13 protein-coding genes are annotated in these 11186 nt (G+C 38.3%); 4 read left to right on the top strand and 9 right to left on the bottom strand.

The features are described from left to right. Positions 1-57: 57 nt before the first annotated feature. From AC6H4V_RS07755 to AC6H4V_RS07730, 6 genes are all read right to left on the bottom strand, one after another. A complete protein-coding gene (locus AC6H4V_RS07755) occupies positions 58-993 on the bottom strand; it encodes a hypothetical protein (protein WP_428730919.1) in 936 nt (311 codons plus the stop codon). A gap of 3 nt (positions 994-996) precedes the next feature. After that, positions 997-1653 carry a Crp/Fnr family transcriptional regulator gene (locus tag AC6H4V_RS07750; RefSeq protein WP_428730090.1) on the bottom strand — a complete coding sequence of 219 codons (657 nt, stop codon included), beginning with the start codon at positions 1651-1653 and terminating at the stop codon, positions 997-999. A gap of 12 nt (positions 1654-1665) precedes the next feature. After that, on the bottom strand, positions 1666-2091 hold the full coding sequence (locus tag AC6H4V_RS07745; RefSeq protein WP_497606385.1) for a hypothetical protein: 426 nt from the start codon (positions 2089-2091) through the stop codon (positions 1666-1668). A 62-nt stretch (positions 2092-2153) separates the two neighbouring features. Then, positions 2154-3272 carry a cell division protein FtsZ gene (gene ftsZ, locus AC6H4V_RS07740; RefSeq protein WP_428730088.1) on the bottom strand — a complete coding sequence of 373 codons (1119 nt, stop codon included), beginning with the start codon at positions 3270-3272 and terminating at the stop codon, positions 2154-2156. Positions 3273-3281: 9 nt separating this feature from the next. Next, positions 3282-4640, bottom strand: a complete 1359-nt coding sequence (gene ftsA, locus AC6H4V_RS07735) for a cell division protein FtsA (RefSeq protein WP_428730918.1) — start codon at positions 4638-4640, stop codon at positions 3282-3284. Position 4641: 1 nt separating this feature from the next. Beyond that, positions 4642-6105 (bottom strand): peptidylprolyl isomerase, encoded by a 1464-nt coding sequence (locus AC6H4V_RS07730; RefSeq protein ID WP_497606384.1) that lies wholly within the window; start codon positions 6103-6105, stop codon positions 4642-4644. Positions 6106-6263: 158 nt separating this feature from the next. Here AC6H4V_RS07730 and AC6H4V_RS07725 point away from each other — a divergent pair, with 158 nt between their 5' ends. Beyond that, positions 6264-6611 (top strand): hypothetical protein, encoded by a 348-nt coding sequence (locus AC6H4V_RS07725; RefSeq protein WP_428730916.1) that lies wholly within the window; start codon positions 6264-6266, stop codon positions 6609-6611. Beyond that, entirely contained in the window at positions 6608-7906 is a 1299-nt protein-coding gene (locus AC6H4V_RS07720) for an adenosylmethionine--8-amino-7-oxononanoate transaminase (RefSeq protein WP_497606383.1), read from the top strand. Before AC6H4V_RS07725 ends, AC6H4V_RS07720 begins: the two co-directional genes overlap by 4 nt. Here AC6H4V_RS07720 and AC6H4V_RS07715 read toward each other — a convergent pair. Further along, positions 7903-8493: a class II aldolase and adducin N-terminal domain-containing protein gene (locus tag AC6H4V_RS07715; RefSeq protein ID WP_497606382.1), complete on the bottom strand. Its 591-nt coding sequence runs from the start codon at positions 8491-8493 to the stop codon at positions 7903-7905. The two genes, AC6H4V_RS07720 and AC6H4V_RS07715, sit on opposite strands and share 4 nt — an antisense overlap. A 55-nt stretch (positions 8494-8548) precedes the next feature. Then, positions 8549-8923 carry an ArsR/SmtB family transcription factor gene (locus AC6H4V_RS07710; RefSeq protein ID WP_428729571.1) on the bottom strand — a complete coding sequence of 125 codons (375 nt, stop codon included), beginning with the start codon at positions 8921-8923 and terminating at the stop codon, positions 8549-8551. A gap of 90 nt (positions 8924-9013) precedes the next feature. On the opposite strand from AC6H4V_RS07710, the gene AC6H4V_RS07705 reads away from it, so the two are divergent. After that, positions 9014-9496 carry a rhodanese-like domain-containing protein gene (locus AC6H4V_RS07705; RefSeq protein WP_497606381.1) on the top strand — a complete coding sequence of 161 codons (483 nt, stop codon included), beginning with the start codon at positions 9014-9016 and terminating at the stop codon, positions 9494-9496. Between the two features lie 2 nt (positions 9497-9498). After that, positions 9499-9852 carry a DsrE/DsrF/TusD sulfur relay family protein gene (locus AC6H4V_RS07700; RefSeq protein WP_497606380.1) on the top strand — a complete coding sequence of 118 codons (354 nt, stop codon included), beginning with the start codon at positions 9499-9501 and terminating at the stop codon, positions 9850-9852. Positions 9853-9858: 6 nt separating this feature from the next. On the opposite strand, the gene AC6H4V_RS07695 is transcribed toward AC6H4V_RS07700, so the two are convergent. After that, positions 9859-11058: an ATP-binding protein gene (locus AC6H4V_RS07695; RefSeq protein WP_497606379.1), complete on the bottom strand. Its 1200-nt coding sequence runs from the start codon at positions 11056-11058 to the stop codon at positions 9859-9861. Between the last annotated feature and the right edge of the window lie 128 nt (positions 11059-11186).

Raw genomic sequence — 11186 nt, 5'->3', positions numbered from 1 at the left:
AAAAAAAAGGGAGGTTAAAATTTGACACTGGTCAAATTTTGAAATTAATTTGAAAATTTAAGATTTTGTATGTGTGATCAAACTATCCAAATCACTCTTAAGGTTTTTGAGTTTTTTTGCTGAAATGCTTAACTCTTCAAAAGATTGGATGATAGCATCCTCTTTCTTTTTGAGCTCTTTATCCCTAGAGTCCTCATGCATTGCGTAGATAAGCTCTACTAGATTTTCTATATTTTGTTCTACTATCTCAAGAGATTTGTAGGTGTGCTCCATGGATTGTGTGGCAGAAGCGATGGAGTCGTTGATTTTTTGTACGAGCTCATTGAAATTTTCTTTTGCTTCACAGATATCGTGATTGCTCTCTTGAACTTCTATGGGTTGGAGTGTTTTGATAGACGTTTGAGAGAGTATCTCTTTAGAAGCCCAGAGAAATTTTTGTACAAATAAAATTACGCTCTTGAGCTGTGTAAAGATGTAGAGAAGCAGTGAAACTAAGATAAAAAAGAGCAGATATTGCAAGATGATATACTTGTTTTGCTCCTCATTAAAGCGTGCTATTTCCTTGTCAATAAAGTTATCACTCTCCACGATAAGTGCGAGGTTGATGTCGTAAATCTCTTTTACCTCTTTTTCCAAAAGAATGTTTGAGTAGATGGATGTGTGCTTTATCTGATCTCTAAAATGTTGTACATGAAGATAAAAATTGTTCCAAAGTTTTCTTATCTTTTCATCCCGAAGCAGCCCATTTTCTTGATTGCTCATATTTTGTAAAAAGAGTTTTATGGAGTCATCCAACCCTTTTGAGGAGTTTTGAGGGTGTTTGTAGGAGTAGAAAATATTTTTAGAGATATCTTGTGTAAAGTTTTTTTGAGCATTCATAGCAGTGATTTCACTGTTATGGCGTGCTATGCTTGTTGAAGTGTGGTTAAAAAGAAACGCAAGTAGCAAAGAGAACAGAAATATGAGTGCACCAGTAATTTTAATCTTTTTCATTATTTATTCCTCATAAACAGATAGGAGAGCTTCTTTGTTCAAAACGACAATCTTTGCATTCTTGGAGTCGATAATATTGTCACGTTTGAGTCTGTTGAGAACTCTTGAGAGCGTCTCTGGCTGAATGTTTAAAATCAAAGAGATTTCGCCTCTTTTAAGTGTGTTAAACATATCCAAATCATCATGCAGCATCATCGCCACTTTTGCAACCGAACTAAAGATAAACTCTCTATTGATAAGGGACTGTAACTGGTTTGATTTTGCGATAACCTCGTTCGTAAACTCTACGCAAAGATGTCCTTTTGTTAAAAAAAACTCTTTAAATTTGCTATATTCAATCGCAAGAATTTTAGAATCTTCAATAAGCGAGACGTTGGAGAAGGTGAGGATTTTCTCTTTTTTTAAGTTTGATATATCTGAGATAAGGGATGGAGCGTAGATGTAGTGTAAAAAGATTTCATTGTTGTGCTTATCGATTTTGTATGCTTTTGCCACTCCTTGTAGTAAAAAAAGAAGTGCACTACTCTCTTGTTTTTCATAGTGGACAATATACTCTTTGGCGTAAGAACTTATAGAGGAAAAAGAGATGAGCAAATCCAGCTCTTCATCCCCTAAAGATGAGAAAAAATCTAAGGAAGAGAGAGTGTCTTTAAGGAGCACGATAAGGCTTCTTTATTTGATATTTTCGCAGCTTTTACTCTCTATATCAAAGCGAAAAAGTTCGTTTTTACTATGTGCACTGTTGTAGATGTAGCGGATAGCTATGTTTGCTTTTAAAAAACGCTGTGAACTAGAACAAACACCATACGTGATAGCTTCTTGCATCCTTGTATGGTCTTCTTGTTTGATTTGTGCATCACTTTTTGGTGCAGCGTCAATCTCATAGGTATAGACTAAAACAGTATCTTGTGCTTCCACTTTTGTGAGTTTTGTATGTTTGTCTATGGTTTGTGGGAGTGATTTTGAGAGTTCAGCGGCTGCTAATCTTGTAATCTCTCTGTTTTGTTCTTGCATTTTATCAAGAGGCATCTCCCTTGTTGTTATGTTTGAAGCCAAAGATAATATGGGAAATAAAAGGGCGGTGAGTAGAAATTTCATCTGATTCTCTTTTTGTCAATAATTTTAACTCTCTGCATAAAGCAGAGAGCCGATGCGTGGAGTTAGTCTTGTTGGATTCTCATATAAGAGGGAATGTCTAAATGGTTACTATCCAAATCACCGCCAACAACAAGGCGTGGGCGGATTTTTTGTATATGTGCAGGAGTTTCACTAACAAAATGCTCATTGTTTGTTACTACCTTGAGGTCTCTCTCAAAGCCAGTTGCAACAATTGTGATTTTTACATAATCTTCAGGAAGAGATTCGTCTGTTGAAGTACCAAAGATAACATCCGCATCTTCATGTGCGCTCTCTTGAACAACAATCATAGCATCTGATATTTCCATCATTGGGAAGTTTGGATGCATATAGAAGTGAACTAAAACACCCATAGCGCCATTGATAGAGACGTTGTCAAGAAGTGGTGATTCGATTGCTGCTTTGATGGCTTCATATGCTGCATTTTCACCCTCATGTTCGCCAACACCCATAAGTGCCATACCTTTGTGACTCATAACTGTTTTTAAGTCGGCAAAGTCAAGGTTGATGTCGTTGTCGCCATTGGCTAGGATAACACCTGCCGTTCCACTAACAGCTTGAGCTAAAACACCATCAACGATTTTAAAACTATCTTTAATGCCAAGTTTTCTATCGATGATAGAGAGGAGTTTGTCGTTTGGAATAACAACGATTGAATCACTCTCTTTTTTAAGTTCTTCAAGTCCCATTTTTGCAAGTTTTAGTCTCTTTGGTGCTTCAAACATAAAAGGTTTTGTAACGATAGAGATAGTAAGTGCATCCACCTCTTTTGCAATTTTTGCAACGATAGGAGCAGCGCCTGTACCAGTTCCACCGCCAAGACCTGCAGAGATAAAGACGATATCGGCACCTTCAAGCGCACTTCTAATCTCATCATAACTCTCAAGGGCAGACTCTCTTCCGATTTCAGGCTTCATTCCGGCACCAAGACCTTTTGTAAGCTTTGTTCCGATTTGAATAGTTCTTGCACTTGTTGCATCTTTTAGTGCTTGCGCATCAGTGTTTACCATAATCATCTCTATGCCAGTGACACCATTTTTGATCATGTGACCAATCATATTTCCACCGCCGCCACCAACGCCAACAGCTACTATTCTTGCACCGCTAATTTTTTGTGCTTCTTCAATCAAAAATGGTTCCATATCTTCTCCTTAAAATAACTGGGTTGCCCAGTTCCAAAATTTACTAAATACCCCAGCTTCGTCTTTTTTCTTCTCTTTTTTTAGCCCAATATTGACCATCATCTCTTTTTTCTCCTGCTGAAAAGGAGGAACAGGAATCTCCGGTTCATTTACAAGGTTAATCGGAAGTTGTTCTTCAAAAACTTCATTTGAGTGTCTTACTCTTCTGTTGACGTCTATCTCATAGAGCGTATATGCAGAAGCTGCATAAATAACCAGACCAATAGCACTTGAGTACTCAGGTGAACGGAGGTTGTCGAAGAGTCCATGCATCTCTTTTGGTTTTGCAAGACGTACAGGGATAGAGCCAAATGTTGCGATTGCCAGTTCTCGCATCCCTTCCATTTGTGAAAAACCACCTGTAAGTACTATGCCAGCACCCATTTTGTCTTTAAGTCCACTATTTTCAAGGAACTGTGCCAAAATCATCAGTGTCTCTTCCACTCTTGCATAGATAACATTGTGGACAACTTCTAAAGAGACTTCATGCGTTGCATTTTCATTGCCAATAATGGGAATCTCAATCAAATCATTACTCGGCGCTAAAAGTGAACCATAGTTGAGCTTTACGTTTTCTGCAATGTTGAGTGGTGTATGAAGCGCCATAGACAAATCACTTGTTACATGGTTAGAACCAACACCTAAAAAGTCATTGTAACGTATGGAGTTTCCAGAGTGGATAACGATATTGCTTGTGTTGCCACCCATATCTATAAGTGCAACACCTAGCTCTTTTTCATCTGGATTGAGTGTTGCGATAGAAGATGCATATCCGGCAAGTACAATGTTTTCAACTTCAACGCCTGCACCGCGAACTGCTTTGCGTAAATTGTTGAGATTTGATTTTTGTGTTGTGATGATGTGTGTGTCCACTTCAAGTCTTGAAGCGTTCATCCCTAGAGGGTCTTCGATGTAGTCTTGGTCATCAACTTTAAAGTTATAAGGCAGAGCGTGAAGCACTTCATACTCGTTTGGGATGTTAGCGTTATAAAGAGAAGCTTGCATAACTCTCTCTATCTCTTTAAAACTGACCTCTTTGTTTTGGATGTTGACTATGCCGCTCGAATTTAAACTTTTTGTGTAAGCCCCAGAGATAGAAACTATCGCAGCAGTTTTTGCTTCTGAACCTGAGACTCTTTTGGCATCGTTGAGCGCTGTTCTTATGGATTTTGAAGCAAGTTCAATATTTGTGATACTCCCTCTTCTAATCCCTTGCGCTTTGCAGACGCCTGCTCCTATAATAGATATGGATTTATCAGCGCTTACTTCAGCGATAATTGCACATATTTTTGTCGAACCTATATCTATGGCTAAAATAGTTCTGCTCAACTTAGAGTCCTTGGATGAAAATCTCAGTTTTATACTTGTTTTGAAGGACTTTAATCAAACCTTCGTTAAACATGCCGCTCTTTACTCTAGCAATCGAGTTGTTTGGGTCGGTGTTAGTATTGCTAAGCAATCTTTGTTCCATAACGTTATACATAACAACATTTCCACTCTCTAAAGCGATATATCCTCTTTTTTCTTGTGACGAAAAAAGAGTGCTTAAAAACTCGTCTGCTTCATCTTTTGTTAAATCTGTTAGTTTGTTTGAATCATTTGCCGTTATAAAATCGGTTATTTTTCCATTAAATGTAGCAAATGAGTTTTTTGCAAGCTCTAAAAGCTTGATTCTTTTTTGGTCTCGTACATACATAGGGAGAAGCTCGGCTTTTGCCTCTTCAAATGTTTTTGGTTTTGCTGCATTTAGAGCAACTAGTTCAAAGATGAGATACTCCTCGCCAACCAAAACAGGTTTAGAAAAAGGAGATGCAGGCGTCAGTTTTGAGACAACGTCCAAAGCTTCTGCTCCAAAAGGGTTGCTAGAAGCTAAAAGCGTTGCTTGTTGTAGCTCGCTCACATCCGCTTCTCCTTTTTTATAAGCAACGTATTTTTTTAGCGCCTCTTTTTTTGTCTCTTTTGCATCTAAAGCACTCTTTACCTGCTCTTTTGCCATATCAAGAGCTAAAATCTTCCCCTCGCCATCTTTGAAGTTTGCTTTGTTTTCATTGTAGTGTTCAGCGAGAAGCGCCTCATCATACTCTTTAGTTACTTTTGGCTGTTTGAGATACTTGACATCATAACTCACTTCGCTCATAAAACTATTTTGCATCTTTTCCCAAAATGGTTTCAAAAGTTCATCTGTAGTCTCGATAGTGATAATCTCCTCTTTGAGCACTTTATAGTCAAGTTTGTCGGCGATGCTCATTGCCGTATCGATGATTTTTGACTCACTCTCTTTTGTCTCGATAGGCAGAAGCATAAGTGTTTTTTTGATAAGAAGCTCTTTTTTTACATTGGCTTCATAGTCTTTGATTTTGAGGTTGTTTTTTGAGAGAACATCTTTATAGATATCCTTGTTAAACACACCATCTTTTTGAAAATACTCTAAAGATTTGAGATGTTCTAGCAATTCAGCATCTGTCACGTCAAGGCTATAAGATTTTGCAAGATTTAAAACAAGAGCTTGTTGTGTTAGGAAATTGAGAGCTTGTGATTGTAAACCAAAACTTTTGGCTTTTTCCTCATCAAAATCTCCTTTAAATATCTGCGCGTATTGGTTGTAAAGATCAGAGTAGCTCTTTTGCAGTTCACCCATCGTAATCTCTACACTCCCCACTTTTGCGACTGCACCAGCTTTGTCACCATAGTCATACTGACCCCAGCCAACAAACCCAGCACCGACAAATGCGATGGTAGAAATCCAGATAGTGACTATGAGATATTTTTTATGTTTTTGCATCCATGTTATCATCGTGTTATAAGCCTTGCTAAGTGATATTTTTGTAATTTTAGGTAAATTCGTATTAAACCTTGATAAAGCCGAATCGAGGGACTTTGAACGTCTAAGAGAAATGTAAATTAAAAGGGTGTAAAATCGAAACTCATTTTACAGGGTAACAAGGATTTTTTATGAGAGAAACAAAAAAATACGCCAATATTGAAGAAGAGTTGCCAAAACTGCCAGTAGTGCTTCTAAATACCATCCAGTCTGATGTTTTAGAGATTAAAAAAATAGACAAAACATGCGAAAAATTTCTCAAAGCCTCGTCTAAAATAAGAGAGCTTCAAGATGCGTATTATGTTGTTTACTCCAAATACATCGACAAAGAGAATCATAAATATGAGAAATTTATCTTCTTAGGCGAAGAGGGTGAAGAACTTTTTGATTTGAGCGGGCTAGAGATAGAACTCTACGGACTTTTGGCATGTACAAATTTATGCTATACGGATGAGTATAAAGCATTAACACCTCAATGAATAACGCTGAATTAACACAGAGAGATTTGGCTGTATTGTGGCATCCTTGCACGCAGATGAAAGACCATGAGCAGTTACCTCTCATCCCCATAAAAAAAGCACATGGTATCTATCTTGAAGATTTTGACGGAAATCGTTATATCGATGCCATAAGCAGTTGGTGGGTTAACCTTTTTGGGCATACAAACAGCTATATCAATGCAAAAATAAGAGAGCAGTTAGAGACTTTGGAGCATGTCATCCTTGCGGGTTTTACGCATGAGCAAGTGGTGAAACTCTCTGAGAGACTAGTAAAACTCACGCCCAAAGGGTTGGAGAAGTGTTTTTATGCAGATAACGGCTCAAGCGCTGTTGAAGTCGCACTCAAGATGAGTTTTCATGCACACAAAAACAACTCTAAGATAAAAACTATTTTTGTCTCACTGACTAACTCATATCATGGCGAGACCATCGGTGCGCTGAGTGTCGGCGATGTCAAGCTCTACAAAGAGACGTATGAGCCGCTTCTTATACAAAGTATCCAAACGCCTGTGCCAAAAGATGGGAGCATAGAAGCGGCAAGAGAGGCTGCATCGGCGTTTGAGGCGTTGTGCGCAATAAGAGCCGATGATATAAGTGCCATCATCTTAGAGCCTCTCGTGCAGGGAGCAGGCTCTATGCACATGTACCATAAAGAGTTTTTGGTTTTAGTTCGTGAGATTTGCAGCAGATATGACATTCATCTTATAGCCGATGAAGTTATGGTTGGTTTTGGGCGAACAGGGGAGATGTTTGCGTGTCAGAGTGCTAACATAACACCGGATTTTATTGTTTTGTCAAAAGGGCTTACGGGCGGCTATTTGCCGCTTTCTGTGGCACTAACGACCAATGAGATTTATGGTGCTTTTTACTGTGACTATAACGAAAACAGAGCCTTTTTACACTCGCATAGCTATACGGGAAATGCACTCGCATGTGCGGCGGCAAACGCTACGCTTGATATTTTTGAACGTGACAATGTTATAGAAAAAAATAGAGAGACGGCTGTCTATATGGGAGAGAAGCTTGCGAGATTTAAAAACCTCAAAAATGTCGGCTCCGTTAGACAAACAGGGATGATATGCGCCATAGAACTTCAAGGGTACGACCCAAAAGAGAGAGTAGGGCTTCAGGTTTATAACTATGGGCTTAAAAAAGGTGTTTTGCTTCGTCCGTTAGGGCATATTGTCTATTTTATGCCGCCTTATATCATCACAAAAGAAGAGTGTGATGTGATGATGGATGTTGCGTATGAGGCGATTGAGAGTTTGATTTAGTCAAAAGAGGAGTCTTTTTGTGCTGCGTCAAGCAGGAGCAGTCTGCAGCTCTTCTCTAAAATGGCGATTTTTTTTGCCATCTCATGGATATCTCGGTTGTACGCATAGACGCCATAGCCGCGTATGACCATGATATCTCTCTTTTTGCTTTGAAAATAGTAGGCGATTTCACTGCTTGCTCTCTCGTACCAATCATCAAAACTTCTAGGGTCTATGATGTCAACAGAGCCTAATTCACTGTAGCCAAAATAGTCTCTTGGCGTGATGATGTTGTGGTCAAGCGAGTAGGCTGTTGTAAAAGGCGGCATCGTAAAGCAGATAAATTTTGCATCTGATATCTGGGAGTAGATGCTGTGATGGATGTTTGCATCCATACTCGCTTGGTTCCAGCGATAATCTTTTTTGTAGTAAAGCTCAATAAGAGTTGCACTGTCGAGTGAGTCGAAAATAGCCTCTTTTGTGTTGATAACAAAACGATTTGACTCTGTTTTTGCAGAGATAGAACCGTGAAAGATACCAAAAAAATCTTTGCGAAACATCGCTAAAGCAAGGGTTGAGAGTTTGTTTTTGAGATGGTCTTTGTTCATTGTAAGCACTCGTTGTTAGTTATATCTAGTGCCATAGTGTAGCATAACTTCTCTGTTACTTCAAAAGAGTGGTGTCAAAGAAGAGTTCTCTGTTTTTCTCAAAATTTTCAACAAGTGTCGTAAAACAACCGCCAAGCTCTTTGATGGTTTCAATGTTTGGTTCTATGTAGATTTTGTTAGCTTTTTTTTGCATTTTGATGACACCTGCTTCACGCAAAAGCTGTAGATGTTTTGAGATGGTGGGCAAAGAAAATTCAAAATGTTCAGCAATCGTTGTAACGCATGTCGCATGCGGGTTTATCTTTGTTTTTGGTTTTTTGTCGTCAATGGAGCAGACATAACCGCCCGTAAATACATTTTTAAAAATCAAAAAGCGGGTTTCGTTTCCAAGCGCTTTAAAAATTTTTATCTTCTGTTGCATATCTAGCATCTCTTTCCTTGACAAATAGTTTCAAAAATTATACCATAGCACAACATATTTAGTTAAATGCCTAAATATGAAATTAGCAAAGGATAGAAAATGAAGAAAGAAATTATAGCTATCGTAGGGAGCATAGGCTTGCTCTTTGCTGCACTACCGCTCATTGGAGAGGAAAATGCAAAAATGGTGCTTATCAATGAAGCAAAAAAGGAGGCTGGAGAGATAACACCTGCTGAACTAAAAGGCATTTTCGAGGATGAAAAAAGTGTTGTCATCCTTGATGTTAGAGAGGAGGAACAAAGAGCGGAAGGATTTTTGCATGATGATTTTGTTGCAGTAAAGACCATCTCAATCACGCGCGGCAACTTGGAGTGGGAAATCCTTGAAAAAGTTTCAGATAAAGATGCTCTGCTTGTAACCTACTGCAGAAATGGAGGACGCGGCGCACTTGCTGCACAAACCCTCAAAAAAATGGGGTACAAAAATGCCAAAAATCTCAAAGGAGGACTTCAAGACTGGGCAAAAGCCGGTTATAGCGTGAAAACCGGCTTGGGCGTTACAAAACTAACAGCAGGAGAATAAAAATGACAGCGATAATACTAAATCATGAGCCTTACGATGGCTCTGATATAACATGGAATGCTTTGCGTCTTGCTTCAACGCTGCATAAAAATGGAGAGAAAGTCAATATCTTTCTTATGAACGATGCGGTTGATTTGGCAAGAGACAAAACACAAAAACCAGAGAGTTACGACCATGATTTGGTTTTGATGCTAAAAAAACTCTATGAGAGCGGAGTCGCACTGCAAGCTTGCGGCACCTGCAACGCAAGATGCGGGATTTTTAAAAATGAGCCTTATTTTGATGAGAAAGTATCTTCAACCATGCAAGTTCTCTCAGACTGGGTTTTGCAAAGTGAGCATGTGCTTACGTTTTAAAAAACTCTAATACAAAAACCCAAAAAGCCAAAGCGGAATCTTGTTTTTATGCTCTGTGCTATCCGTATCTATGACTAGGTAGGAGTTTTGGATATCTTTGATTTGCTCAAACGATTTTCCCTCTCCGCCCACTTCAAATATATATCTGCCATTAACCATAAAATCACCTTTGTCTGATACCTCTACATCATGCAAATGTTTGAGTTGCGATACAAAAAAAGTCTCTCTTATGGTTCCCACTTTTGCCTCTGTGGCAAAAGTATAAAAAATATTTGTATTGTTAAGATAGAGTTTTTCAGGTTTTGAGAGTTTGCTTATTCCTTTTTTAGAGCTTCCTATGATATTTAAAAGTCCGCCTTTGTCCAAATGCTGTAGATACACATAAAGAGTGTTACGGCTTACTTCGATATTTGCCGCTACTTTTGTGATATTGAGCTCAAATGGATTTGACTCACTGATGATGAGAAGTAGTTTTTTAAGCTTGTTGGTGAAGTTTTGTTTAACAAGCCCGAGATTTACTAAGTCTATATCGATGGTTTGATTTATCACGGCGTTTAGTTGTCTTAGGTACTGATTTGGGTCTCTAAAGTAAAAAGGGTAGTACCCGTATGTCAAGTACTCCTGCATATGTTCAAGCGGTAAAAACTTCTCGCTCAAATCATCCGCTATTTTTATATGGTTTTGAAGCAGCTCTTCTAGCGGAAAGCTTGGCAGTGGAGTACCCAACTTTAACTCCAAAAACTCTCTATATGATAACCCATTCATATAGTAAAGCACGACTCTTCTGCTTAAATCTGCTTGTGAATTATAAATGGAAGTAGCACAAGAGCCTGTAAAAATAACTTTTAATTTTGGGTAAAAATCATAAATCGCCTTGAGGTCAAGTGAAAAATTTTCATATTTGTGTATCTCATCAACGATGAGATGTGTACCTCCGACTTTGACAAACTCCTCTGCTAGTTCTATAAGCTTTATACCCACATTTGTAGGATAATCATAAGAAAAATAGAGCGATTTGTAGCTCTCATTCGCCTCTTTTAGCTCTTTGACATACTGAAGTAAAAGAGTAGTTTTGCCCACCCCTCTAGCCCCCACTATTCCTATCATCTGTGAGTTAAAATCTATGGTTTTAAAAAGATATCTTCTATACTCACCTGCAACTTCTTTTAGGATTCTTTTTTCTAGTTTTCGCAAATTTTCTAACATTTATATCCATTTTGTTAATCTGTAATTAACATTATACATATTTTATGTTTATTTTACTAGAATAAAATGCTCTAGTATAGTGGCATAAAATATACCACTATAGAGGTAAATATAAGAACAAAAGGCTC

This window comes from Sulfurimonas lacustris (assembly GCF_059705355.1).
This window is presented reverse-complemented; position numbering and strand designations above follow the sequence as displayed.